Origin of the sequence: Cytobacillus pseudoceanisediminis (assembly GCF_023516215.1) — a bacterium.
In the GTDB taxonomy this organism is placed as follows: Bacteria; Bacillota; Bacilli; order Bacillales; family Cytobacillaceae; genus Cytobacillus; species Cytobacillus pseudoceanisediminis.
Genome location: NZ_CP097349.1, coordinates 1,562,614 through 1,586,476, shown reverse-complemented (window position 1 = coordinate 1,586,476; position 23,863 = coordinate 1,562,614). Strand labels below are relative to the sequence as shown.

Here is a 23,863-nt window from a genome sequence, read left to right as displayed (position 1 = left end):
GGCCGTTTTCTTTAATGAATTAAGCATCCTGGAAATAGTCTTTATAAAATCCGCTTACTTTTCCGGAATTGTCTTCGATGAAATAGAATTCTTCAGTTTCATTTTTTACGTTATAGATATTCCCTGCTGTTAAAGCCCGGTTTACAATGTATTTTGCTGCATCTGTATGCACGCATTTTACTTTTTCAATGTTTCTCGTTCATGCCATTTTAAATGAATCATAATTGCCACTCCTTCACAGTCTGCATACTTTATTGATTAGTATTTATTATAAAGAATACGAACTGCTGTCTGCAATAAGATTCTCTTTAACTTCTGGCATTAACTTCATTAATTTCCGGAATCTCCTGATTTTATCCGCTTCAAAGGTATACACTTCTCCCGTTATTGTGTTTTTCATTGTTACATAGTTAATTTCACAGATTTGGTCTATTCGTACAAACTCTAAATTGTCATAATGTTCGTTATCATATTCCACTTCATAAAAGCCATTATCTGCTATAATTTTCATTTTGATGACCTTCTTTCTAAGATGATGGCAAAGGTAATATACCACCCGCTTAGCCTGTTTCAAACCACCAATTAAAAATTTTGCATATTTTATTCCTTCCCATTCACTTAAGTACGTTGGATTCAAGTAAGGTCTTGCTTCCCCTTCTAAGACAGCTATATATTCTAATGAATGGCCGTCTGGATCATAAAAATATACCGAAGCAGCTGGCATCCAAGTATGGACAATCGGCTCTTTCGGTGGTAGGCCAAAGCATTCCCTCGCCTCGATTCCTTTTTCCTTAAAAAAGGCATAGTTCCCCGCAGCTTGGCTGGCGAAACGGAAAACGCAATATGACTTCTCTTAATCGGGGAGTCTTTTGTTTCCCAGATGCCCAGCATGTTTCTTTATTTTCCCCCAAAAAGAAAAATGCTGCTTTCCTGTCTTCTATTCTGTACGCTGCTTTAAAGCCAAGGTTTTCATAAAACTCGATGCTTCGTTCCAAGTTGGCTGAATCAAGATGTGCTTCATATAATTTTGCTCCATGCATGGTATGGTCCTCCTATTCCATATTAACTGCCTTTATTGTAGAAGAATCAGCAGCCATACAATATAGAAAAAAGGATGAACATATGCTCATCCTTAAGTCTTATGCTGCTATGCATCCAATCTAATTTGAACACCCAGTGTTTCCAGCTGCTGTTCAAGCTTCCGGTAATAATCGTCACTTACTCTGCCTCTTGCCCCCGGAGAATTTCAAGAGCGTAATGATCTGGCGGGGAAGCTCGCCCTTTTTATTGTAGACATGAAAAGTCAGGACATCTTCATATAACTTATCTCCAACTTTGACATTCACAAAGGCAGGACGATACCATTGACCATAAAAACCTTCTCTATGGAACAGGTATTCAACTCCTTCATAAGGAAGTTCATATAGAACTCCTTCTGTGACGCCGCCATTTTCTATAATGTCCGCCCTTCCTCCATCATCCCTGGAAAATAGGTATTGCATCGAATAACCGGTGAGCGTCCCCCGCCGACAATGCTTTTAAAATGATGATCTACCTTTGCCACACAAAACCGCTCATCATCCATGCAGGAACCGTATGCAAAATAAAAGGTCTTTTCGGGCTTATCCTTCATTAAACGGTAGAGCTTCCAATCTCCATAAAGAATGGGTTCGGCTAAAAGATCATCCCGGCAAGAGACGTATACTAGTGCATTTGCCTCTCCTGCATCAGTATGAACAGTCTGTTCCACCCGATCATATAAATTATCTTTCCTGCCCGGGATAAAATCTTCAAGTTCATCCAGGTCAGTGAAATGATCTAAATGCACTTCATAAAGCTCTCCATATACTTTTTGGTCAAGTGATGGTTTCATAGAGGGATAGCCGAGTCCAGTATCATATAACTCCCCATATACCCATGCCTGCTCGGCAATGCAGGGACTGCCTTTTAAAACAAAGTGATTTGACTCATGTTTTCTTAAGGTTCCATAAACAAACAGCTTTTGTGTTGTCATTAGCACTTGCTCCCCCTTTTTATTCTCTTTTGTTTATTATACTATCATTTTCAGAAGATTCTTTTCAAAAAAATAGGACGGAGAATATTCCCCGTCCTAGCTGCATTGGCATACTGTGAACTTTTTTGCTAAAGGAAGCCTGCAGCACAATTTTTCCTTCGTATTTTCCTGAAATGGATCAGCCGTGTTTAGTTCAGCAATTTCCTTAAGCTTAGCTTTATTTAAAATTTCTATGACATAGATGTCCTCATACATTTTCCATTTCTCCCTTCACTTTATCTTTAATCTCATTTTATATACTTTCACGCAGTAAAACATTGGCTGGGAGATTGAGATTTATTAAGACTTATGAATGAGGGAAGGCGGAGTTCCATAAAAAAACCTGCTGGAAAAGTCCCAACAGGTTAAATGTCCTTTATTTCAATGTATTTGCTTTTTCAATGACTTCTTTAGCCTGTTCACGCAATTTGAATTTCTGGATTTTTCCGGATGCTGTCATTGGATACTGCTTAGTAAACTCAATATAGCGGGGGATTTTATGGCGTGAAATTTTCCCTTTGCAGTATTCCCGAAGGTCGGCTGGTGTTAATTCAGCGTCTTCTTTAAGGATTATCCAGGCGACCACTTCCTCACCATATACGGCATCTGGGACTCCAACTACCTGAACGTCCAGGATCGCTGGATGCGTATAAAGAAATTCTTCAATTTCGCGGGGATATATATTCTCTCCTCCGCGAATGATCATATCCTTTAGTCTTCCAGTGATTTTACAGTACCCGTTCTCATCCATTACAGCGAGATCACCTGTATGGAGCCAGCCTTCTTCATCAATGGCTTCTTTCGTAGCATCAGGATTTTTATAATATCCCTTCATGACATGATAGCCCCTTGTACACAATTCCCCTTGTTCTCCAGTAGGTACTTCATTATTGGTGCCTGGTTCCACAATTTTTACTTCCACATTCGGCAGTGCTCTTCCCACAGATTCCACTCTCAGCTCAATCGGATCATCCGTCCGTGTCTGCGTAATAACGGGAGAGGATTCTGTTTGTCCATAAGCAATGGTTATTTCGCTTGCACCCATTCTTTCAATAACGCCTTTCATGACTTCAATAGGGCAATTGGATCCAGCCATTATGCCAGTGCGGAGAGTCGATAGATCATACTTTGAGAAGTCGGGATCATTCAGCTCTGCAATAAACATTGTCGGCACCCCATGCAGGCCTGTACATTTCTCATCCTGGACCGTCTTCAGAACGGCTTTAGGACTGAACTCCTGGACCGGCACAATGGTTGCGCCGACGGATATGCATGCCATCGTTCCCAGCACGCACCCGAAACAATGGAAAAACGGAACAGGAATACATAAGCGGTCATCTTTTGTTAAACGCATGCAATTTGCAATATTATAGCCATTATTAACAATGTTGTTATGGGTTAGCATAACCCCTTTTGGAAAGCCTGTCGTCCCTGATGTGTATTGCATATTGATGGCATCGTCCGGATCCAGGCTCTCCATACGCTCATTGAGTTCTGCGTCTGGAACTGATTCGCCCATCCTGATCATATCTTCCCAGCTGTAAGTTCCGGGAAAACGTTTTTCTCCCATCACGATAACATTTTTTAAAAAAGGAAGTCTTTTGCTTTTCAGCTGCCCTGGCTCAGAATCCTTAAGTTCCGGGACGATACTGTATAGCATTTCTATGTAGGAGGTTTCTCTGAACTTTTCCATCAGAACAATGGTTGTACTGTCAGATTGCTTTAATAGATATTCAAGCTCAGCAGCTTGATAGTTTGTATTAACTGTTACAAGGACAGCCCCCATTTTGCCTGTTGAGAACTGGCATGTAAGCCACTCGGGCGTATTGGTTGACCATGCGGCAATATGCTCTCCTTTTTCAAGACCCAGCTTCATAAACCCTTTGGCAGCAAGCCTGCAATATTCATTAAACTCCTTATAACTCATTCGGAGCCCGCGATCTGCGTAAACTACTGCTTCGTGATTCGGGTGAAGGCCGGCTTTCTCCTCCAGGAGCTTCCCTACTGTTAGGTTCAATAATTCCGTCATCCAGAAATCCTCCTTGGTATATGATGATCTATTCATTGTGTAAAGAGTTCCCTAAGATGCTGATCTAAAACGCTTACATTTTATGTTATCATATATTGCTGAATATTCAATATTTTCATATATTGATAACTTATAAATTTTTCCGGCTCAATTCTCATAACTATAGATTCATCTAATGTGGATTCTCCATAATAAAAAAACTGCCCTTTAATATAGGAGCAGCTTCTTTTATGTTCAATCTTAAATTTTTACATAAAATGTCCTCGTCCTTGGTCCGTCAAATTCACAAAAGTAAATACCCTGCCAGGTGCCCAGAAGCAGCTGTCCTTCTGTAATGACGATATGCTGTGAGGAACCGACAGTGACCGCTTTCATATGCGCTGCGGTATTCCCTTCCATATGAAGGTCTTTTGCTGATCCCAAGGATATATTTCATCGAATCGGCGGATCAAATCTGTCTTAACATCCGGATCTGCATTCTCATTTATGGTGATGCCGGCAGTTGTATGCGGGCAATAGACGATTGCTGCTCCTTCAGCGATTCCGCACTGGTTAATGTATGCCTGTACTTCTGAAGTTATTTCGAGAAACTGGTCTCGTTCAGAAGTGTTTACAGTGAATTTCCTTAACAATGGGCTTCCTCCTTTAAAAATAAACAGCTTCAAATAGGGTTATTTCTTTTTCAAGGCCAGGCGATAGCTGAACAGCAAAGGGCTTCTCTCCTCTTTTTTCAGAACTTCCAAAACCCTTCCTTCATCCAGTAATGGCTGGCAAAAGGTGAGTTTTACTGATCCAATTCCAATGGATGCTCTCTTCTCTTTTCCATTGCTGTTTATGTAAACATCAGCCATGAAATTCGGCATAATCGCCTTCCATGACTCCGCAGACTTTTCACAGTCATTGGAGGCTATAAACACTTCTTCGATTTTTTTATTTTCAAGGTTTTCATCAATAAAGCCAAGATGTCGCAGTTCTTCAAATCTTCTATCGTCTTCCACGCCCCAGTCAATAAAGAAAGGATATTTATAATGTGGGTTTTCTTTAAAGAACAGCATCTTCCACGAAAGCAAGCTTCCATCCTGCCTCTTTCTGCTTCCTTCAAAAATTGGAAGGGACTCAAAGCCTTTCCTCTTTAATTCAGCCTTTAGCTCTTCAATATTACTGGTTCGGAAGCAGAGCTGCCCGATGCCTTCCCCTGACGGGAGTTCATCTGTCAGCTGTTTAATGAGCGGGTTTTCAGCAGCAGCGGCAATATGATTTGATTCAATTGATAAAAATTCAATGTATGACTGCCCGATATATAAAAGGCTGTTATATGTCCCCCAGTTCTCATGGCTTCCTCCCAATACTGCTTTATATCCCACATTCCCCCATTTCTTCACTGGTTCAGATGGTTCAGCTTTAATAAAGTGTACGAGATGGTCTAGTGCCAGATTCATTAGCGGCTTCCTCCTTTCAGCAATCTATTTATATAAATCTTACCTTCGGTTTGTATTCGAGTCCACTATCAGCTGCTGAAATGCGCCGCAAAAAATGTCATCATAATGAAATAAATCTTTTCTTTATAAAGGGTTCACAAAAACTTAAAAAACCTTTACAATAATTAAAAATAGAATATTCAATCCATTTAACCAGGAGGTATGCATAATGAAAATTATGAGTAATGAACAGCTGGTCGTCTCGTATCGTGATGCATTGAAGTCAGGGTCTGAAAAGGAATGGATTAGGATATTAAAAACTGAAATTCAAAAACGGGGATTGAAGCCGTTTAAAGAGTAAGTTTCAACTTAATAGTAATTTGCCAAATACTTAGTAAATATGTAGGAGCGGGAGCTATTCCCGCTTTTTTTAATATTTCCGCAAGTATGCTGAAAGATTATTAGCCTTTTTAATATTTTCATATTCCTGTTCACTGAGAACACCGAGTTTCTTTAAAACCGTACTGTATTGCAGTATCTTCATTTGTCTTCGTCTCAAGCTCATCACCTGCTTTTTAATATATTATGCATAACAAGTACAATGTTTCCTTAATGCAAATAATTTTCAATAAAGAAAAAATAAAACCAGAGCCGATTCCGCTCTGGTTTCTATTTTATTATGCTTCAAAAAGAAGGCTTTCAGGATCTTCGATCAGTTCCTTGACGCGTTTCAGGAATGTGACAGCTTCTTTACCGTCAACAATTCTGTGGTCATAGGAAAGTGCGATATACATCATTGGGCGGTTTTCCATTCTTTCAGCATCAATTGCAACCGGGCGCAATTGGATGGAATGCATTCCAAGAATACCAACCTGTGGTCCGTTCAGGATTGGAGTAGACATCATGGAGCCAAATACACCGCCATTAGTGATAGTGAAGCTTCCACCCTGCAGATCTGATAAAGCAAGTTTATTGTCTCTCGCCTTAACCGCAAGGTCCATGATATCCTTTTCGATTTCAGCAAAGTTTTTGCGGTCTGCATCACGTACAACCGGCACGACAAGACCTTCTGGTGCTGACACGGCAATACCAATGTCATAGAATTTCTTAAGGACAATTTCATTGCCTTGAATTTCAGCATTTAAATAAGGATTTTTCTTAAGGGCTGCTACTACCGCTTTTGTGAAAAATGACATGAAGCCAAGCTTAACATCATTTTCTTCAAAGAATTTATCTTTGCGGTTCTTACGAAGGTTCATCACATTTGTCATGTCCACTTCATTGAACGTTGTCAGCATCGCTGCAGTTTGCTGAACTTCTACAAGGCGGTTTGCAATGGTCTGGCGGCGGCGTGACATTTTGATTCGTTCCACTTCTTTTCCGGCGGCTGGCTGTTCAGCAGGTTTAGAAGCTGCTGCCGGTTTTGGTGCCTGAGCTTGCTGTTTTGCTTGATTTGGATTGAAGGATTCAACATCCTGGGTTCTGATTCTTCCCAGTGGATCAGCTGTCGGCACCTGGCTTAGGTCAATCCCTTTTTCTCTTGCCAGCTTGCGTGCTGCCGGAGAAGCGATCGGACGCTGTCCGCCAGCTTTTTCTTCAGCTGCTGGCTGTTCGGGCTGATCCTCTGCTTTAGGCTGTTCAGCTTTAGGAGCCTCAGGTTTTTCTTCCGTTTTTTCTGGAGCAGGTGCAGCTTGTCCGCTTTCATTAACGATAGCAATGGTTTCACCAACATTAACCGTGTCGCCTTCCTGTGCTTTAATTTCCTGTAAAACACCGCTATGTTCAGAAATGATTTCAACATTTACTTTATCTGTTTCAAGTTCTACAACATAATCCCCTTTATTTACTGTATCACCAGGCTGTTTTAGCCACTGTGCCACCGTACCTTCTGTAATGGATTCCGCCAATTCTGGAACTTTGATTTCTGCCACCTTAATTTCCTCCTTCTTGCTTCCGTGTTAGGGTCTCATCTATTATACGTGCTTGTTCTTTCTTATGAACAGTCGGGTCACCTTCAGCCGGGCTTGAACGGCGTCTTCTTCCAATGTAGCTGACATCGATATCGCTGCCTGCGATTTCTTTCAGTCTAGGTTCAACGAAATTCCATGCACCCATATTTTTTGGTTCTTCCTGAATCCAAACGATTTCTTCTACATTAGGATAGCGGGTTAAAATTTCTTTAATTTGATTCATTGGGAACGGATAGATTTCTTCCACTCGTAAAATATGGAACCAATCCTGATCCTGGTAGTTTTTCAGGTTTTCGGATAAATCAATTGTGATCTTACCTGTTCCAAGAATGATGCGTTTCACTTTTTCGTGATTTTGGCCTAAGCCAGGCTGTTCAATAACAGACTTGAATTCTCCTTCGCTCAATTCGAGTCCATTTGAAGCGACATTCGGATTGCGCAGCAGACTCTTAGGAGACATGATCACCAACGGGCGAACTTCCTCTTTTCCGAGAATGGCAGCCTGTCTTCTTAAGATATGGAAGTACTGTGCTGAAGAAGATAGATTAGCAACTGTCCAGTTGTTTTCTGCTGCAAGAGTCAGGAATCTTTCCAGGCGGGCACTTGAATGTTCAGGTCCCTGTCCTTCATAGCCATGTGGAAGAAGCATGACAAGACCTGATTTTTGGCCCCATTTCGCACGGCCAGCAGCAATAAACTGGTCAAACATTACCTGTGCCGCATTGGCAAAATCACCATACTGAGCTTCCCATAGAACAAGCGTTTCCGGAGCGAATACATTATATCCATATTCAAAGCCTACGACAGCAGCTTCAGATAATGGGCTATTATGGACAGCGAATGATGCTTTAGCTGTTGAAAGCTTGTGCAAAGGTGAATACGCTTTTCCAGTTGTATGATCGTGCAGAACAACGTTTCTTTGTGCAAATGTACCTCTCTCGGAATCCTGGCCAGTCAGTCTGACAGGGGTACCATCAGATAAAATGGTTGCAAAAGCCAGTGTTTCGGCAAGTCCCCAATCAATCTTGCCGTCTCCTTCAAGCGCTTCCAATCTGCGCTGCAGGATTTTGCCGAGTTTATCAAACACTTTGAAATCCTCTGGCCATTTTAATAATTCTTCGTTAATTTGCTTTAATTTATCGACAGACACAGCTGTTTTAATTTTTGGCAGACCCTTTTCGACTGTTTCAGGTGGATTGGTTAACTCCGCCTCTTTCTTTTCTTTTGGAACCTTTTCATAGGCAGCCTTCATTTTTTCCAGTACTTCATGATGAATGCCCTCTGCTTCCTCTTTGGAAATGATCTTTTCATTTAGAAGCTTATCAGCATACAGCGCTTTCACGGTTGGACGCTTGCGAATAATGTTATACATAAGAGGATTAGTCGTCATAGGCTCGTCCATCTCGTTGTGCCCAAATCTTCGGTATCCGATTAAGTCGATAAGGATATCCTTTTGGAATTTCGCACGATATTCACAAGCAATTCTTGCCGCTGCAACTACTGCTTCAGGTTCATCTGCATTCACATGCAGAATTGGCATTTCATAACCTTTGGCAAGATCACTTGCATATCTGGTAGAACGTGAATCATGTGATTCTGTTGTGAAACCAATTGTATTATTGGCAATGATATGGATCGAACCGCCCGTATTGTAGCCAGTCAGCTGTCCAAGGTTCAGTGTTTCTGCTACAATTCCCTGTCCTGGGAATGCTGCGTCTCCATGAATGATAATGGCTAAAGCAGCTTTTGGATCTACTTCAGGATAACCGGCCTTTGTTCTATTATCCTGTGAAGCTCTGGTATAGCCCTCAACCAGTGAACCTACAAATTCAAGATGGCTCGGATTGTTAGCTAATGTCAGTCTGGCTATGGTCGTATTCTCATCTTTGATCTGTTTATCAAGACCAAGGTGATATTTAACGTCGCCTGTCCAGCCGTAATTGATTCCGATCGATCCTTCGGAAGGAACCAGTTCTTTATTTGGCGCATGCTGGAATTCCGCGAAGATCATTTCATACGGCTTTCCAAGCACATGGGCAAGAACATTTAATCTTCCGCGGTGGGCCATGCCGATGTTAATCGTTTTGGCTCCATCAGAAACGGATTCAGAAACAATTTCATCCAGTAAAGGAACCATTGTATCAAGACCCTCAATTGAGAATCTTTTCTGGCCAACGAATGTTTTATGAAGGAACTTTTCAAATTCCTCAACTTCAGTCAGTCTTCTTAAAACTTTCAGTTTTTCTGCCTTCTGCATTGACAGTTTATGGCTGTTGGCCCCTATTTTACGGCGAAGCCAGTCTTTTTCGTTTTCATCAAATATATGCTGGAATTCAAACGCAATTGGTCCCATATAAGCGCTTTTCAGGAATTCAATTGCTTCAAGTCCGTTGCGTAATGGATAGGTGGCGTCTTTAGTAATAACACCGGCAGGAATCTCTTTTAAATCATTTTCAGTTAAGCCATATTTGCTCAGTTCGAATAATGCACTTTCAGATTTATTGTTACCCAGCGGATAAATATCTGCAGCCAAGTGGCCATATGTGCGAATATTATCAGCAAGGCGAATCGCAGCAAGTGTTTTTTCAAGCTGTCCGGCATTCATTGGCTGATTTGCTGATGAAGCCATTTGCGGAGTTCCTTCACTCGCTAGAGGGGAACCATTTCTTTCAAAGTAGTCTTTCATTTCAGGATCGATAGAAGATGGATCCTCTAAGTATCTTTCATATAGTTCAATAACGTAGCCAAGGTTGGGGCCATGAAATCCTTGTTCAAAAGGTCCCTCACCATTCGATGGCTTTTTCATGGAAAATTACCTCCATAACTGTTTTTAAGTAAATAATTCAAATACATTTTTCTCCCCTGAAAATACAATACCCGTCTATATGATGCATTAACGTTTTATTTTTACGAATAATAATATTTTTCAGAGGATAAAACGTTTCCACAGTTATTCTAACACGGAAAATCTAGTTGTACAAAGATAAAAACATGAATATAGTGGAAAACTATTAAAAATTTTTTTTTAGTAATTACTTATTCTAATAAAATGTTTTGTTAAATGTTAAACAATTATAAATAAGAAATAACTGGGTGGTTTTTAGGGGTTCATTTTAGATTGTTATTATACTTAAAATGTTGCCCGCTGATTTCAGCACGGGACCTTCTTTCCGCCGGGAGGAACAGAGGTCCTCAGCTCCGCCTGCGCGGTCTCCCGCTCCCTCTCCTGCCGCAGGACATTTAAAAAGGCTTCCTTGACTAATACCGCACGACGAAAATGCGGATGAATTTTCGAGAATCATGTGCCCATAGCGATGATCAGTTCAGGTTAATAACTAAGTTCAAGCAAAAATTCAAAAACATTTTGTAAAAGCACTTTCTTATATAGAAGACAAAATAAAAAAGCCGGCAGTCGTCCGGCTTTAAAAAGTCTCAACTAAGTTAATATAGATTTGTTTCACTGCATTCGCATTTTTTCTGTTTTCTTTTAGGGAAGATTCAATTGCTTCTCTCGTTTCCACAGGAAAATCAAAATGGCCGCAAGTTGTACATTTTTCGAACATGGAACCAGAAACATTTACTTCAATGCCATCCATGGTCTGGAATACTGCTGGACCCTCGGATTCCGCAAACCGGTGGCGGCAGTGGCTATGTTCACGCATATTAGCTCCCCTCCAAGAAAAATTTCATTTACGTTCATTATAAAACAAATATTCTGAACTTTAAAGTGATCCCCTTCTAACATTTTATGCCAGGTTTTTTTCAAAAGAATAATTTGTGTATTTTTAAGACACATTAAAATTATTCAAATTCAGGAGGTTTTTCCATGAATATTGGCAGAGCAAAAGAGATTGCTGAGTCTGCTGAAATGCACAGTGTTACTTTGAATGGCATCCCGATCATCATTCAGCATGTAGATGAGCAGACTAAGACAGCACGTGTTTACACAAAAGCAGATTCTGAAAAAGAAATGGATGTGCCGGTTAACGATTTGATTGAAGAATGAATACCCCAAAAAAACTTTCCAGAATCTGATGGGAAGTTTTTTTGTTCAAAATTTTCCTCATTCCCCCTAAAAAATGGAGACTGAGGGCAAAAGGACCCAAGATACCTGGTCGGATATTTTTTATAACATAAAATATTCAAAAAAGTGTTGACGATTAGCGGTTTACTGTAGTAAAGTTTAGAGAAAATTTAATATTTGATTTCTTATCCAGAGAGGTCGAGGGTAAGGCCCGACGACGCCTCAGCAACCAGCAATCATTTTTTTGATTGAAAAGGTGCTAATTCCTGCAAGTTTCTAAAACTTGAAAGATAAGAAGAATGGCTGATCACATTAAAAAGTCTTCTTCTTATAGAAGGCTTTTTTTATTTTTTATAAGGAGTGGTTACAAGCATGTATAATATTGACACCAGATTAGCGCAAATCGGAAACAGGAGCGAGTCAGCAACAGGTGCTGTCAACCCGCCCGTATATTTTTCCACGGCATATCGCCATGAAGGCATTGGCCAGTCAACTGGCTTTGACTATAGCAGAACAGGCAACCCTACCCGCCAGCTGCTTGAGGAGGCAATCGCCGATCTGGAAGAAGGCGACCAAGGCTATGCCTGCAGTTCTGGAATGGCCGCAATTCTTACCATTCTTTCTCTTTTTAAATCCGGAGATGAATGGATTGTATCAAAGGATTTATATGGCGGTACATATCGTCTGCTTGAACAGGGCTTCAAGAAGTGGGGACTTCAGTGCAAATATGTAAATACCAGCAATTCCGAAGATGTTGAACTATTAATCACGGAAAAGACCAAGGCAATATTTCTGGAGACTCCAACTAATCCGCTTATGGAACAGACTGACATTCAATTGATAGCAGACATTGCCCAAAAGCATAATATCCTCCTTATAGTTGATAACACGTTTTATACCCCTCTCCTTCAGCAGCCGTTAAAGCTTGGAGCTGATATTGTGATCCATAGTGCAACCAAGTATCTTGGCGGGCATAATGATGTCCTTGCCGGATTAATTGTTGCAAAAGGCAAAGAGTTATGTGAGGCACTGGCGATGAACCACAATGCCGCAGGTGCTGTCCTTAGCCCTTTTGATTCATGGCTGTTGATCAGAGGGATGAAGACACTCTCTCTCCGCATGGAACGTCATGAAGAAAATGCGAAGGAATTAGCAGAATTTTTATCGGGCCACGATGCAGTAACAGATGTCCTTTATCCCGGCAAGGGCGGAATGATATCATTCCGAATCAAGGATGAATCCTGGGTGAATCCATTTCTGCAGAGCCTCTCCCTTATCTCCTTTGCTGAAAGCCTTGGAGGAGTCGAGAGTTTCATAACTTATCCAGCAACCCAGACACATGCGGACATTCCTGAAGAAATCCGTATTGAAACCGGTGTCTGTAATAGGCTTCTGCGTTTCTCGGTTGGAATAGAAAATGCAGAAGATTTGAAGGCGGATCTTGAACATGCTTTTGCTAAGGTTGTTAAGGAGGCAGTACGATGAGTTCGAATTACACATTCCAAACGAAATTACTTCACAATAATCAAAAATTCGACCCGGAAACAGGAGCTGTCAGTGTACCGATCCAGCATGCCTCCACTTTTCATCAAAAAGATATTGATGTGTTCGGAAAATATGATTACAGCCGCAGCCTGAATCCAACAAGGGAAGCACTTGAAGAAGTCATCGCGGAGCTTGAAGAAGGTATTAGAGGGTTTGCCTTTTCTTCTGGAATGGCTGCCATTTCTACAGCATTCCTCCTCTTATCTCAGGGAGATCATGTTGTCATTACAGAAGATGTATATGGCGGAACCTATCGAATGACAACAGAAGTCCTGTCCCGCTTTGGCATTGAGCACACATTTGTTGATATGACAAATCTTGAGGAAGTAAAAGAAGCAATCCGTCCCAACACGAAAGTTTTCTATGTAGAGACTCCTTCCAACCCGCTGCTGAAAGTGACAGATATACAGGCCATCAGTTCACTTGCAAGACAGCATGGAGCCTTGACATTTGTGGATAATACCTTCCTGACCCCTGCCCTTCAAAAACCGCTTTCTTTAGGTGCAGATATAGTGCTGCACAGCGCAACCAAATTTTTATCCGGACACAGCGACGTCGTGGCTGGCCTAGCGGTTGTGAAAGATCCGGATTTAGGTGCAAGACTTGCTTTTCTCCAGAACTCCTTTGGAGCCGTTTTGGGTGTTCAGGATGCGTGGCTTGTGCTGAGAGGCATTAAAACGCTGCAGGTCAGGCTTGATCAGTCTGTGAAATCAGCTAAGAAAATTGCTGGTTTCCTTAATGATCACCCATCTGTTAAGAAGGTGCATTATCCAGGTTTTGCAGATCATCCCGGATATAAAATCCAGAAAATGCAGGCTGTGAACGCAGGTGCCGTCCTATCTTTTGAGCTTGAAGATGAGCTATCGATGAGAACATTTGTTGAAAATGCGAAAATACCTGTTTTTGCAGTAAGTCTGGGAGCTGTTGAATCCATCCTCTCCTACCCTGCAAAAATGTCACATGCAGCCATGCCAGCATCCGAACGGGAGCAGCGCGGAATAACGGACAGTCTTCTTCGTCTATCTGTTGGCCTGGAGAGCGCAGATGATATTATAGAAGATTTCAAGGCAGCTTTATCTGCTGCCGGAAAAACAAAACATTCGATTTTACAGCGGGGGTGATATTTTGAGTTTCCTAAATAAATTAAAGAATGAAATCATCATAGCAGATGGCGCGATGGGAACTCTTCTGTACTCCTATGGTACCGACAGCTGTTTTGAGGAATTAAATTTATCACAATCTGAACAGATCCAGCACATCCATGAAGCATACATAGGCGCAGGGGCTGAATTGATCCAAACAAATACGTATGCGGCGAATTATTTGAAGCTTCAGCGATATGGACTGGAAGACTCCGTTAAGGAGATTAACAGTGCTGCAGCAAGGATTGCCAAAAAAGCTGCCAAGGAACGCGCATATGTTGCTGGTACAATCGGCGGGATCAGGGGATTCAAGCCCAACATGATTACACTTGAAGAAATAAAAAGAAGCTTCAGGGAGCAGCTTTATTGCCTGCTGCTTGAGAATGTAGATGGTATTTTGCTTGAAACCTATTATGACCTGGAAGAGCTTGAGACTGTCCTTGCCATAGCCAGGAAAGAAACTGATTTGCCGATTATCGCACAGGTGTCTCTTCAGGAAGCGGGTGTTCTTCAGAACCAGACTTCTATCGCTGATGCTTTAGCAAAGCTTGAAGGAATTGGTGCGGATGTTGTGGGAATCAATTGCAGGCTTGGTCCGCATCATATGCTGAAAACTCTCGAAAGTGTGCCTTTGCCAAAGCATGCCTATCTTTCTGCTTATCCAAATGCCAGTATTCCAGCCTATACGGATGGCAAATTTCATTATGAAGGAGATGCAGAATATTTCCGGCAGTCAGCGATTGAATTCCGAAATCAGGGTGTCCGCCTGCTTGGAGGCTGCTGTGGAACAACACCTGACCATATCAAGGCGTTTTCTGACGTTTTAAAAGGACTTCCGCCAATAGAGGAAAAAGAGACAAAGGCAATCAATAAAGTCATGGTTTCTGAAAAGCCATCATCATCAAGAGAGCTCCCTCCTCTTCAAGATATTGTCAGGGAAAGGCCTTCTGTCATTGTTGAATTGGATCCTCCAAGGAAGCTTGATACTTCACGCTTTTTCGAAGGTGCAAAAGCATTGAAAGAAGCCGGAATAGATTCTATTACACTTGCAGATAACTCCCTTGCTTCCCCCGGGTATGCAACTCTGCGCTTGGATATCTCGTCAAGCAGCAGACAGGATTGCGCCCGCTTGTTCATGTGACCTGCAGGGATAGGAATATTATTGGACTGCAATCCCATTTAATGGGTCTGCACGCACTTGGATTAAATGATATTCTTGCCGTAACGGGTGATCCTGCACGTGTCGGTGATTTTCCAGGAGCATCTTCTGTATATGATGTCTCATCATTTGAATTGATCAGTATGATCAAGCAGTTAAATGAAGGGTTATCTTTTTCAGGGAAAGATCTCGGCCAGAAAGCTGCCTTTTCAGTTGCAGGGGCTTTTAATCCCAATGTCCGCTCATTGGAAAAAGCTGTTGGACGGCTTGAAAAGAAAATTGAACATGGTGCGGACTATTTCATCTCGCAGCCTGTTTTTTCTGAAGAGAAGCTGCTGGAAGTTCATGAGGCTGTGAAAGATTTAAAAGCACCTGTTTATATAGGCCTAATGCCTCTTACCGGCAGCCGGAATGCTGAGTTTCTGCATAATGAAGTTCCTGGAATCAAAATTTCCGACAGCATTAGAAACCGGATGGCTTCATTAAAGGATGATCCTGCACAGGCTGGAGCTGAAGGCATAGCTATTGCCAAGTCGCTGATCGATGCCGCGGCAGAGCTGTTTAATGGCATTTACCTCATCACTCCATTTATGCGCTATGAAATGACTGTTGAACTATCAAACTATGCCCGTGAGACAACCGAACGGCTTTCAAGGAGGAAACAACATGCATAAACCATCACTGCAGGAGCAGATAAAAAAGAAAATCCTGATTATGGATGGAGCAATGGGCACCATGCTGCAGAGGGCCGATCTTACCGCTGCTGACTTTGGCGGCGAAGAATATGAAGGCTGCAACGAGAATTTAAATATAACAGCTCCTTCGGTGATCGAACATATTCACCTTGAATATTTAAAAGCCGGCGCAGATATTATTGAAACCAATACCTTTGGCGCAACCAGCATTGTTCTGGCAGATTACGATCTGGAAGAAAAAGCTTATGAACTAAATAAAATTGCTGTTGAAATTGCCAGGGAAGCTGCAGACCGCATTTCAACTCCTGAATGGCCAAGATATGTGGCTGGTGCCATGGGTCCTACGACGAAGACGCTGAGTGTAACCGGCGGGTCTACATTTGAAGAAATGATTGCGGCTTATGAAGAACAAGCCAGAGGGTTAATTGACGGTGGAGCCGATCTTCTTCTCCTGGAAACCAGCCAGGACATGCTGAATGTGAAGGCTGGTTTTATCGGCATTGAAAATGCATCAAAAAAGACGGGAATAAAACTTCCGCTTATCGTTTCGGGAACGATTGAACCGATGGGCACGACTCTTGCTGGCCAATCGATTGAAGCATTTTATATTTCGCTGGAACATATGAAACCACTGGCAGTCGGACTCAACTGTGCGACAGGGCCCGAATTCATGCAGGACCATATCCGTTCTCTGTCAGGATTGGCATCTACTGCAGTCAGCTGCTATCCCAATGCAGGATTGCCTGATGAAGAAGGACAGTACCATGAAACTCCGGAATCACTGGCGAGCAAGCTTGAGGGCTTTGCCAAGGAAGGCTGGCTGAATATCGTAGGCGGCTGCTGCGGAACCACCCCTGAACATATTCAGGCGATTGCTGAATCGGTTAAAGATTATAAACCCAGAAATTATGAGGGGAATTCAGTGCATAAAGTTTCCGGAATTGAACCTCTGATTTATGATGACCCGACATTAAGGCCCATTATGGTCGGCGAGCGCACAAATGTAATTGGCTCACGCAAGTTTAAAAGACTGATTGCTGAAGGAAAGTTCGAGGAAGCTGCTGAAATAGGCCGGGCGCAAGTAAAAGGCGGAGCCCACGTAATTGATATTTGCCTTGCAGATCCTGACCGTGAAGAAATGCAGGATGTTGAAAACTTTATCAAGGAATTAGTAAAAAAATTAAGGTTCCGCTGGTCATTGATTCAACTGATGAAACGGTTATCGAGAAGGCCCTCACCTATTCACAGGGTAAAGCCATCATAAATTCCATTAATCTGGAGGATGGCGAAGAAAGATTCGAAGCTATTGCCCCACTGATCCATCGATATGGTGCAGCTGTGGTAGTAGGTACTATAGATGAAGCCGGAATGGGTGTTACGGCTGAAAGAAAACTGGAAATTGCAAAGCGTTCGTATGATTTGCTTGTAAATAAGTATCAAATTCCGCCTGAGGATCTTATTTTTGACCCCCTCGTCTTTCCTGTCGGCACAGGGGATGAGCAATACATCGGGTCTGCAAAGGCAACGGTAGATGGGATAAGACTTATTAAAGAGGCTTTACCGGAGGTTCAAACCATATTGGGAATCAGTAATGTTTCATTTGGCCTCCCTCCTGTCGGCAGGGAGATATTAAATTCAGTATTCCTTTATCACTGTACTCAAGCAGGACTCGATTATGCGATAGTGAATACGGAAAAGCTCGAAAGATTTGCCTCCATTTCAAAGGAAGAGGTCTTAATGGCTGAAAAGCTTCTTTTCGAAACTACTGATGAATCACTTGCCATTTTCACTGATTTTTACCGGGATAAGAAGAAAGAAAGTAAAAGTGTCCTCCCGGATATGACGCTTGAGGAACGCCTCGCCTATTATATTCTGGAGGGAACAAAAGAAGGGCTGCTGCCTGATCTTGAACTGGCTCTGCAAGCATACCCTGCTCCGCTTGATATCATTAATGGGCCATTAATGAATGGAATGAAGGAAGTAGGAAGATTGTTCAATGATAACCAGCTGATTGTTGCAGAAGTCCTTCAAAGTGCAGAGGTTATGAAAGCATCTGTTGCATATCTGGAGCCATATATGGAAAAGGATGCTGCACAATCTTCATCCAAGGGGAAAATCATCCTGGCAACCGTTAAAGGGGATGTCCATGATATAGGGAAAAACCTTGTGGATATTATTTTAAGCAATAATGGATATGAAGTGATAGACCTGGGAATCAAGGTCTCCCTGCTGAATTGATTGAAAAAATCAGGCGTGAGAATCCGGATATGGTCGGCCTTTCAGGTCTGCTTGTTAAATCCGCACAGCAGATGGTCATTACGGCACATGACATGAAACAGGCAGGAATCGATATTCCGATATTAGTAGGCGGCGCTGCATTGTCGAGAAAGTTTACAGATACTAAAATTTCCAAAGAATATGATGGACTCGTGCTATATGCCAAGGATGCCATGAATGGACTTTCTCTAGCCAATCAGCTTCAGGAGCCAGAAGAAGTGGAGAAACTGCGGATTCAGCAGGCAGAAAAACAGGCAGCGGTCCTGAATGCAGTCCCTTTTGACCGCGGATCGGTTGCAGTTGCAGTAAAGCCTAAACCAACAGTCAGCACAAAAGTGCCAGTTTTTGTTCCAAAAGACTTAAAGCGGCATTTGCTGAAAACATATTCCCTCTCACATATTGAGCCGTATATAAATAAGCAAATGCTGATTGGCCATCACCTTGGCTTAAAAGGAAACTTGCAAAAGCTGCTTGCAGAAAAAGATGAAAAAGCGATTAAGATTAACACAATGGTTGATGAACTGATTGCTGAAGCAAAAGAGAAAAACTGGATTGAACCAAAAGCAGTTTATCAATTCTTCCCTGCCCAGTCAGATGGCGATAAGGTGTATATCTATGATGAAGATGAAAAAACGATCATTGAAACGTTTGAGTTCCCGCGTCAGGAAACGGAGCCATTCCTATGTCTGGCGGACTTCCTTAGATCAAAAGAAAGCGGTCAAATGGATTATGCTGCCTTCTTTACTGTGACTGCCGGAAAAGGTATACGCGGTATAGCAGACCGTTTAAAAGCCGAAGGCAGATTCCTGGAAAGCCATGCCCTGCAGTCGCTCGCTTTGGAGACAGCTGAAGGGCTTGCCGAGCTGATCCATCGTCAGATACGGGATCGCTGGGGATTCCCTGATCCAGTTGAAATGACTATGAAGGACCGTTTTGCGGCGAAGTACCAGGGACAACGCTTTTCTTATGGATATCCTGCGTGCCCTGATCTAGAGGACCAGAAGAAGCTATTTAAGCTTATACAGCCTGAGGATATCGGGGTTAAGCTAACAGAAGAATGCATGATGGAACCGGAAGCATCTGTCTCTGCAATGGTCTTTGCTCATCCGGAAGCAAGATATTTTAATGTATTAAGATAGTATTAAACCCGGCAATTAAAAGATTGCCGGGTATTTGCCTTTCCCCTTTAAATACCTATACAATGGTTACATAGCAAGGAGGTGAGATTTTTATGAATGTTCTCTGGGATTTAGATGGCACCATTCTAGATACATGGCCCACATTGGTTCAGGCTTTTATTCGCATATCCGGTAAAGAGCTGAATCCTCATGAAGTACTTATGCCTCTTAAAAACGGGACAGCCTATCAGAAATTTAATGTTTCTCCGGATAAAATTGCGGATTTCCGTCAAATGGAAGCTACTTTTAAGCATGATGAGAAGCCATTATTCCCATATGTAAGGGAAATATTAGAGCAAAATAATGTAAACGTGCTGGTAACCCATCGGAACCGGCAATCAACTGAGGAGCTGCTCGAGTATTGGAAACTCACTTCCCATTTTGAAGAAGTTATCTGCCCTGAATTTGATGGTTTCTCCTTAAAGCCGCATCCGGAATCCTATGAATATCTTCATCGGCGTTATCATATTGATCTGGCCATTGGCGACCAGGATACAGATTTAATGCCTGCCAGACAGATCGGCATCAGCACCTGTGCATTCCGCAACCCTAACCCCTATGCAGACTTCGCGATTGATTGTTATTCAAAATTTGAATTTGAGAATAAGAAACCAGGGACTTTATAATATCATAAAGCCCCTGGTTTTATTCTGATCAAGTTAATTAGCTGATCTTCGCGTATTGATCCTGATGACTCTGTCAGTTTTTGAATCAAATTCAATATCAATGTATAGACCGAATTCTTTGCCCTCATCTTCTATCCATAGCTTGAACTTTTCGATGTCTGTTGTTTGTCTCCTTTCTCTGCCGATATGCAAGTAGTCAAGAATTTTAGCTTTAGGATATTTCTTTTTTGCTGTTTCCATAGCAAGTCTGCCCCATTTAGCATAGGCTGGTTCTGGTCTTTCAGCATGCGCTTCTACGGACAATGCCCGAATGGGAATGTATTCTGATAAAGCAATCAAAACCATAAGGCTGACAATTATTTTTTTCATTTTCCACCTCGTTCAGTAAAAGATCTTAATCGTTATTCCCGTTATTCATGGTTTCTTCCTTCATTCGTTCTTCTTCTTCCTCTACACAGATATAAGCAATTTGTTCTTCCATTAGATGATGGAGAATATCTTTATCATCTGTACAGGACATGTCTCTTCTTTTTTCCATTATCCCCTCTCCTCTCTCTCATTCATTCGGAATTTATTAAAATAATTCCTATATCCGCCAACTGCCGCCGATAATATTTTTTTATCCACAAATGCCATATGAAAAACATACATGAATATTGACTTCATCATGAAAAGCATAAATAGCTTCAGCTGTGTAAAACGGAGAAGCCTCCAAATCCCAATCTTTTTGAACCAAGTATAAAAAGGGTAGGCGAAAAAGGCATCAACAACTGAATTCAAAAGGATATACAGCAAGGGCCTGCCATAAGTTAATTTTAATATCCATATAGATCCCGCAAAAAACGGCCCTAATATCAATGGGAGTTCACCACTGAGCTTTGGAAGTAATCTTTCCTTAATAGTCCACCATTTGTTTTTTTCAGCGATAAACCCTTCTATCAGAACATAAAGGCACATAAAAATGGCTGCTGGATAAAAACGTTTAAAATCCCTTTTGCCTATGAATGGAACAGTCAGCCAGGAAAGGAGAATTATAAGCACCAAATATAGCTTCTTTTTCATCTTACCCCACCTTTTTTTAAAGGTTTTGTATTTAAAGGAAAATTATTCATTCTTTCCGCAAGAACGGCAGATATTTTTAAATTTGCTTAAAATATGTGTTTTGAACATTCCAATATGTGTAATAGATTAACAAGCATAGAAGGAGCTGATCAGCATGTTAACAATGTATAAATGCAAAAATTTCAATAAAACTGGTAAAATTCTGCTCCCAAGCAAGTGGCGCAGCCAATTTGGGCTTATGCCGGGAAAACTGGCTGATCTTCGCTTCGACCAGGATCAAATTATTATTGAGAAGGCTGATTTGGAATCAACCCATAATAAAAGACTTATATCTGAAAATGGCTCTATCCATATTCCAAAAGAACTTCAGCATCTTCTTGACATAACAGAGGAAGAAGAATATTGCCTTTTCATTGATGAGGAGGATAAGAGTTTTGTCCTTAAGATGATTTCAGAACGCTAAAAAAGCTGCAGCTATTCCTTAGCAGCAGCTTTTTAGCATATATATTTTCCTGTCAGCTTTGAAAGTGCCTTACAAAACTTTTCCCAGCCCTCAGGGAATGCCTGTATCCCCTGACTCTCAAAAATATTCTCCTTTGTAATCAGCTTTATGGACCACGTCACACTATCCAATATGATTCCAGGGTTTTGGTATTCCTTCTGCCACTTCCAAATTTTCAGCCGATATAATTCCTTCTTAAATTCCTCAATGCTGCCTGATGCTGCAGGCAGTTCAGTTCTATGTGAGAACGAGCTTAAATGCCATTCAAAGTATACAAAACGTCCATTGATAAAATCCACTTCGACTTTGTACCAGGGTCCGGGATAACCGCCGAGGCTGACACTCAAAAGGATGGGCTCTTTATCAGGGTCAATCGTGACAATATTATTTTTTATATGGAAAATTTCTCTTTTTCTGCTGATGACAGATTTTACATGTGATAATTCAAGCGGTTTTCGGCTGGTATTCTGAGAGTTACTTAGTTTATTCATTTCATCAAGCAAAGAAGGGATTGATATAGCTCCCTTTTTCTCCAAAATATCCAAAATATTCTCGAAAATACTCATTGTTTCTTCCTCCATCAAAACACGGTCGTTATATCTGCCTAAGAATGTTTTCTTCCCTAATAACCTTTTTTCCTCTATGCAAACATTCTTTAGCTTTTAAGGAACGTATGTGAATAAATTCCGCCTGCTCATTGCACGCTATTGATGGGAGGTGCAGCCATGGATCCAATAAAACCAGGAAGCAAAAAGCTGCCGGATTTCGAAGAACTGGATGATCGGATGATTGCCGGGCATACTTCGGGGCCAACACTTGTGATAAAGACAAATCTCGATCCGGAAAATTCGACTGAAGATAACCCTTACTTTAAGAATAAAGCCGAAACGGATACAGAAGAATTTCGGGATTATTTTGAGGAGTAAAGGAAACCGGCAGGCTTTTTGCCTGCCGGTTTCCTGCATTATTTAGAAATCGAAGTTGTCAGGGTCCGGACCTACTCGTCTATTTTCATTTAAGCTGCTGATTTTGTCCATATCTTCTGAAGAAAGCTCAAAGTCAAATACATCAGCATTTTCAATGATGCGATGTTCTTTCACTGACTTGGGTATTGTTACAATTTCGTTCTGAAGATCCCATCTTAAGATCACTTGTGCCACCGATTTGCTGTACTTTTGGGCAATTTCCTTCAATGCTTCGTTTTCAAGAAGCTCTCCCTGTGCCAGCGGTGACCATGCTTCTATTTGAATGTCCTGCTTCTTGCAGAAGTCCCTAAGCTCTGCCTGGTTCAGCAAAGGATGAAGCTCAACCTGGTTAACCATAGGATTTATTTCAGCATCCTGCATCAGATCTTCGAGGTGATGGATCTGGAAGTTGCTCACACCAATTGCCTTTACTCTTTTTTCTTTATAAAGAGTTTCAAGGGCTTTCCATGTTTCTTTATATTTCCCCTTCACAGGCCAATGGATCAGGTAAAGGTCGATATAATCGAGGCCCAGCTTTTCAAGGCTGGTTTCAAATGCATTGATTGTAGAATCATAGCCCTGGTCAGAATTCCAAACTTTTGTGGTAATAAAAAGTTCTTCACGAGGTACGCCTGCTTCCTTGATTGCCTGGCCTACACCTTCTTCATTCTGATAGACTGCAGCCGTATCAATGCTTTTATATCCTGCTTTAAGGGCTGATTTCACTGACTGAACCACTTCGTCTCCGTCCTTAACTTTAAAAACACCCAGTCCCAGCCACGGCATTTTGACACCGTTATGTAATGATACAGCAGATTGTAAATTTTCCATTCTTTTTTCACCTCTTTTTATTAATTAGGGTACTGGATAATTTTCTCACATTCCATTCAGCTAACAAAATTTTTTGCCTAAAAAGAAAAACATTGCCGCATGATGGGCAATGCATGATCCGTTACTTTTATCCGCCGAAGAAAAAATCCAGAACATTTCCTGCAGTGGAAGAGTTTTATTATAGAATTCTGAGTATCCGCATTTTTTACAGTAAACTACCAGAAAACGGTTATGCTGAATATCAAACATTTTGGAAAGTCCTGTACCAGTCATGGCAACTTCTTTTTGGCCGGCATCACTGCTGCCGCATTTAATACAGCCTTTTTTGCCCATCTTCTCACCCTTTCGACTTCTTACTTTAATTTACGTTCACAGCTGAAAAAAGTT

The 23,863-nt window shown here is 41.6% G+C and carries 23 protein-coding genes, 5 pseudogenes and 1 riboswitch; of the genes and pseudogenes, 9 read left to right on the top strand and 19 right to left on the bottom strand.

All coding sequences use genetic code 11. The features are described from left to right. Nucleotides 1–19: 19 nt before the first annotated feature. The 9 genes and pseudogenes from M5V91_RS08460 to M5V91_RS08420 all read right to left on the bottom strand — a co-directional run bounded on the left by M5V91_RS08460 (nucleotide 20) and on the right by M5V91_RS08420 (nucleotide 5,521). Nucleotides 20–222, bottom strand: a pseudogene (locus M5V91_RS08460) (DUF6501 family protein). A gap of 46 nt (nucleotides 223–268) precedes the next feature. Next, entirely contained in the window at nucleotides 269–511 is a 243-nt protein-coding gene (locus tag M5V91_RS08455) for a hypothetical protein (RefSeq protein WP_026041563.1), read from the bottom strand. A 280-nt stretch (nucleotides 512–791) separates the two neighbouring features. Further along, on the bottom strand, nucleotides 792–1,040 hold the full coding sequence (locus M5V91_RS08450) for a hypothetical protein (protein WP_064328215.1): 249 nt from the start codon (nucleotides 1,038–1,040) through the stop codon (nucleotides 792–794). A 174-nt stretch (nucleotides 1,041–1,214) separates the two neighbouring features. Then, nucleotides 1,215–1,502, bottom strand: a complete 288-nt coding sequence (locus M5V91_RS08445; protein ID WP_284522001.1) for a gamma-glutamylcyclotransferase family protein — start codon at nucleotides 1,500–1,502, stop codon at nucleotides 1,215–1,217. Continuing rightward, on the bottom strand, nucleotides 1,454–2,014 hold the full coding sequence (locus M5V91_RS08440) for a gamma-glutamylcyclotransferase family protein (protein ID WP_284522000.1): 561 nt from the start codon (nucleotides 2,012–2,014) through the stop codon (nucleotides 1,454–1,456). Before M5V91_RS08440 ends, M5V91_RS08445 begins: the two co-directional genes overlap by 49 nt. 96 nt (nucleotides 2,015–2,110) lie before the next feature. Continuing rightward, nucleotides 2,111–2,269, bottom strand: a complete 159-nt coding sequence (locus tag M5V91_RS08435) for a hypothetical protein (RefSeq protein ID WP_009334549.1) — start codon at nucleotides 2,267–2,269, stop codon at nucleotides 2,111–2,113. 160 nt (nucleotides 2,270–2,429) lie between these two features. After that, nucleotides 2,430–4,082 carry an AMP-binding protein gene (locus M5V91_RS08430; RefSeq protein WP_251175632.1) on the bottom strand — a complete coding sequence of 551 codons (1,653 nt, stop codon included), beginning with the start codon at nucleotides 4,080–4,082 and terminating at the stop codon, nucleotides 2,430–2,432. A 240-nt stretch (nucleotides 4,083–4,322) separates the two neighbouring features. Next, nucleotides 4,323–4,714, bottom strand: a pseudogene (locus M5V91_RS08425) (secondary thiamine-phosphate synthase enzyme YjbQ). A 39-nt stretch (nucleotides 4,715–4,753) separates the two neighbouring features. After that, nucleotides 4,754–5,521 carry a VOC family protein gene (locus M5V91_RS08420; RefSeq protein ID WP_284521999.1) on the bottom strand — a complete coding sequence of 256 codons (768 nt, stop codon included), beginning with the start codon at nucleotides 5,519–5,521 and terminating at the stop codon, nucleotides 4,754–4,756. 208 nt (nucleotides 5,522–5,729) lie between these two features. Between M5V91_RS08420 and sda the strand changes: the two genes are divergently transcribed. Beyond that, nucleotides 5,730–5,861, top strand: a complete 132-nt coding sequence (sda, locus tag M5V91_RS08415; RefSeq protein ID WP_009334545.1) for a sporulation histidine kinase inhibitor Sda — start codon at nucleotides 5,730–5,732, stop codon at nucleotides 5,859–5,861. A 69-nt stretch (nucleotides 5,862–5,930) separates the two neighbouring features. On the opposite strand, the gene M5V91_RS08410 is transcribed toward sda, so the two are convergent. The 4 genes from M5V91_RS08410 to M5V91_RS08395 form a co-directional block, all read right to left on the bottom strand. Beyond that, nucleotides 5,931–6,059, bottom strand: a complete 129-nt coding sequence (locus tag M5V91_RS08410; protein ID WP_257781262.1) for a hypothetical protein — start codon at nucleotides 6,057–6,059, stop codon at nucleotides 5,931–5,933. Nucleotides 6,060–6,177: 118 nt separating this feature from the next. Beyond that, nucleotides 6,178–7,431 (bottom strand): 2-oxoglutarate dehydrogenase complex dihydrolipoyllysine-residue succinyltransferase, encoded by a 1,254-nt coding sequence (gene odhB / locus M5V91_RS08405; protein ID WP_009334544.1) that lies wholly within the window; start codon nucleotides 7,429–7,431, stop codon nucleotides 6,178–6,180. A gap of 1 nt (nucleotide 7,432) precedes the next feature. Continuing rightward, entirely contained in the window at nucleotides 7,433–10,276 is a 2,844-nt protein-coding gene (sucA, locus tag M5V91_RS08400; protein ID WP_217024875.1) for a 2-oxoglutarate dehydrogenase E1 component, read from the bottom strand. Between the two features lie 616 nt (nucleotides 10,277–10,892). Beyond that, complete coding sequence (locus tag M5V91_RS08395; protein WP_009334542.1) at nucleotides 10,893–11,132, bottom strand: hypothetical protein; 240 nt, start codon at nucleotides 11,130–11,132, stop codon at nucleotides 10,893–10,895. Nucleotides 11,133–11,296: 164 nt separating this feature from the next. On the opposite strand from M5V91_RS08395, the gene M5V91_RS08390 reads away from it, so the two are divergent. From M5V91_RS08390 to M5V91_RS08365, 6 genes and pseudogenes are all read left to right on the top strand, one after another. Further along, nucleotides 11,297–11,476: an H-type small acid-soluble spore protein gene (locus tag M5V91_RS08390; RefSeq protein WP_009334541.1), complete on the top strand. Its 180-nt coding sequence runs from the start codon at nucleotides 11,297–11,299 to the stop codon at nucleotides 11,474–11,476. Between the two features lie 200 nt (nucleotides 11,477–11,676). After that, nucleotides 11,677–11,791, top strand: a riboswitch (SAM riboswitch). Between the two features lie 75 nt (nucleotides 11,792–11,866). Then, on the top strand, nucleotides 11,867–12,979 hold the full coding sequence (locus M5V91_RS08385; RefSeq protein ID WP_192908609.1) for a methionine biosynthesis PLP-dependent protein: 1,113 nt from the start codon (nucleotides 11,867–11,869) through the stop codon (nucleotides 12,977–12,979). Then, nucleotides 12,976–14,160: a cystathionine beta-lyase gene (gene metC / locus M5V91_RS08380; protein WP_009334539.1), complete on the top strand. Its 1,185-nt coding sequence runs from the start codon at nucleotides 12,976–12,978 to the stop codon at nucleotides 14,158–14,160. The genes M5V91_RS08385 and metC overlap by 4 nt, the downstream gene beginning before the upstream one ends. Nucleotides 14,161–14,164: 4 nt before the next feature. Beyond that, nucleotides 14,165–16,014, top strand: a pseudogene (locus M5V91_RS08375) (bifunctional homocysteine S-methyltransferase/methylenetetrahydrofolate reductase). Then, a pseudogene (gene metH / locus M5V91_RS08370) lies at nucleotides 16,007–19,451 on the top strand (methionine synthase). The pseudogenes M5V91_RS08375 and metH overlap by 8 nt, the downstream one beginning before the upstream one ends. 92 nt (nucleotides 19,452–19,543) lie before the next feature. Further along, the gene (locus M5V91_RS08365) at nucleotides 19,544–20,116 is read left to right on the top strand and encodes an HAD hydrolase-like protein (RefSeq protein ID WP_284521998.1); all 573 of its coding nucleotides are present in this window, start codon (nucleotides 19,544–19,546) and stop codon (nucleotides 20,114–20,116) included. Nucleotides 20,117–20,149: 33 nt separating this feature from the next. Here M5V91_RS08365 and M5V91_RS08360 read toward each other — a convergent pair whose 3' ends face one another. The 3 genes from M5V91_RS08360 to M5V91_RS08350 are packed head-to-tail and all read right to left on the bottom strand — an operon-like array spanning nucleotide 20,150 to nucleotide 21,178. Then, on the bottom strand, nucleotides 20,150–20,485 hold the full coding sequence (locus M5V91_RS08360) for a DUF3889 domain-containing protein (protein ID WP_009334534.1): 336 nt from the start codon (nucleotides 20,483–20,485) through the stop codon (nucleotides 20,150–20,152). Nucleotides 20,486–20,510: 25 nt separating this feature from the next. Next, nucleotides 20,511–20,654, bottom strand: coding sequence for a hypothetical protein (locus M5V91_RS08355; RefSeq protein WP_019379830.1), 144 nt, complete (start codon nucleotides 20,652–20,654; stop codon nucleotides 20,511–20,513). Beyond that, on the bottom strand, nucleotides 20,654–21,178 hold the full coding sequence (locus M5V91_RS08350) for a hypothetical protein (RefSeq protein WP_009334533.1): 525 nt from the start codon (nucleotides 21,176–21,178) through the stop codon (nucleotides 20,654–20,656). Before M5V91_RS08350 ends, M5V91_RS08355 begins: the two co-directional genes overlap by 1 nt. A 154-nt stretch (nucleotides 21,179–21,332) precedes the next feature. On the opposite strand from M5V91_RS08350, the gene M5V91_RS08345 reads away from it, so the two are divergent. Next, on the top strand, nucleotides 21,333–21,641 hold the full coding sequence (locus M5V91_RS08345; RefSeq protein ID WP_009334532.1) for a hypothetical protein: 309 nt from the start codon (nucleotides 21,333–21,335) through the stop codon (nucleotides 21,639–21,641). Between the two features lie 32 nt (nucleotides 21,642–21,673). Here the strand turns inward: M5V91_RS08345 and M5V91_RS08340 are convergent, their stop codons facing one another. Then, entirely contained in the window at nucleotides 21,674–22,246 is a 573-nt protein-coding gene (locus tag M5V91_RS08340) for a hypothetical protein (protein ID WP_009334531.1), read from the bottom strand. 159 nt (nucleotides 22,247–22,405) lie between these two features. On the opposite strand from M5V91_RS08340, the gene M5V91_RS08335 reads away from it, so the two are divergent. Further along, a complete protein-coding gene (locus M5V91_RS08335; protein ID WP_009334530.1) occupies nucleotides 22,406–22,606 on the top strand; it encodes a hypothetical protein in 201 nt (66 codons plus the stop codon). A 42-nt stretch (nucleotides 22,607–22,648) separates the two neighbouring features. On the opposite strand, the gene pgoN is transcribed toward M5V91_RS08335, so the two are convergent. After that, a complete protein-coding gene (gene pgoN, locus M5V91_RS08330) occupies nucleotides 22,649–23,476 on the bottom strand; it encodes a glyoxal/methylglyoxal reductase (RefSeq protein WP_251156375.1) in 828 nt (275 codons plus the stop codon). A 127-nt stretch (nucleotides 23,477–23,603) separates the two neighbouring features. Continuing rightward, a pseudogene (locus M5V91_RS08325) lies at nucleotides 23,604–23,809 on the bottom strand (zinc ribbon domain-containing protein). Between the last annotated feature and the right edge of the window lie 54 nt (nucleotides 23,810–23,863).

Excerpts from the sequence above, each read along its gene's own strand:
- M5V91_RS08360 (WP_009334534.1), bottom strand. The coding sequence starts at position 20,485 with ATGAAAAAAATAATTGTCAGCCTTATGGTTTTGATTGCTTTATCAGAA.
- M5V91_RS08455 (WP_026041563.1), bottom strand. The coding sequence starts at position 511 with ATGAAAATTATAGCAGATAATGGCTTTTATGAAGTGGAATATGATAAC.
- sucA (WP_217024875.1), bottom strand. The coding sequence starts at position 10,276 with ATGAAAAAGCCATCGAATGGTGAGGGACCTTTTGAACAAGGATTTCAT.
- metC (WP_009334539.1), top strand. The coding sequence starts at position 12,976 with ATGAGTTCGAATTACACATTCCAAACGAAATTACTTCACAATAATCAA.
- pgoN (WP_251156375.1), bottom strand. The coding sequence starts at position 23,476 with ATGGAAAATTTACAATCTGCTGTATCATTACATAACGGTGTCAAAATG.
- M5V91_RS08365 (WP_284521998.1), top strand. The coding sequence starts at position 19,544 with ATGAATGTTCTCTGGGATTTAGATGGCACCATTCTAGATACATGGCCC.
- M5V91_RS08350 (WP_009334533.1), bottom strand. The coding sequence starts at position 21,178 with ATGAAAAAGAAGCTATATTTGGTGCTTATAATTCTCCTTTCCTGGCTG.
- M5V91_RS08385 (WP_192908609.1), top strand. The coding sequence starts at position 11,867 with ATGTATAATATTGACACCAGATTAGCGCAAATCGGAAACAGGAGCGAG.
- M5V91_RS08440 (WP_284522000.1), bottom strand. The coding sequence starts at position 2,014 with ATGACAACACAAAAGCTGTTTGTTTATGGAACCTTAAGAAAACATGAG.
- M5V91_RS08395 (WP_009334542.1), bottom strand. The coding sequence starts at position 11,132 with ATGCGTGAACATAGCCACTGCCGCCACCGGTTTGCGGAATCCGAGGGT.
- M5V91_RS08435 (WP_009334549.1), bottom strand. The coding sequence starts at position 2,269 with ATGTATGAGGACATCTATGTCATAGAAATTTTAAATAAAGCTAAGCTT.
- M5V91_RS08355 (WP_019379830.1), bottom strand. The coding sequence starts at position 20,654 with ATGGAAAAAAGAAGAGACATGTCCTGTACAGATGATAAAGATATTCTC.
- M5V91_RS08450 (WP_064328215.1), bottom strand. The coding sequence starts at position 1,040 with ATGCATGGAGCAAAATTATATGAAGCACATCTTGATTCAGCCAACTTG.
- M5V91_RS08445 (WP_284522001.1), bottom strand. The coding sequence starts at position 1,502 with ATGCAATACCTATTTTCCAGGGATGATGGAGGAAGGGCGGACATTATA.
- M5V91_RS08420 (WP_284521999.1), bottom strand. The coding sequence starts at position 5,521 with ATGAATCTGGCACTAGACCATCTCGTACACTTTATTAAAGCTGAACCA.
- M5V91_RS08340 (WP_009334531.1), bottom strand. The coding sequence starts at position 22,246 with ATGAGTATTTTCGAGAATATTTTGGATATTTTGGAGAAAAAGGGAGCT.
- M5V91_RS08335 (WP_009334530.1), top strand. The coding sequence starts at position 22,406 with ATGGATCCAATAAAACCAGGAAGCAAAAAGCTGCCGGATTTCGAAGAA.
- M5V91_RS08390 (WP_009334541.1), top strand. The coding sequence starts at position 11,297 with ATGAATATTGGCAGAGCAAAAGAGATTGCTGAGTCTGCTGAAATGCAC.
- M5V91_RS08430 (WP_251175632.1), bottom strand. The coding sequence starts at position 4,082 with ATGACGGAATTATTGAACCTAACAGTAGGGAAGCTCCTGGAGGAGAAA.
- sda (WP_009334545.1), top strand. The coding sequence starts at position 5,730 with ATGAAAATTATGAGTAATGAACAGCTGGTCGTCTCGTATCGTGATGCA.
- M5V91_RS08345 (WP_009334532.1), top strand. The coding sequence starts at position 21,333 with ATGTTAACAATGTATAAATGCAAAAATTTCAATAAAACTGGTAAAATT.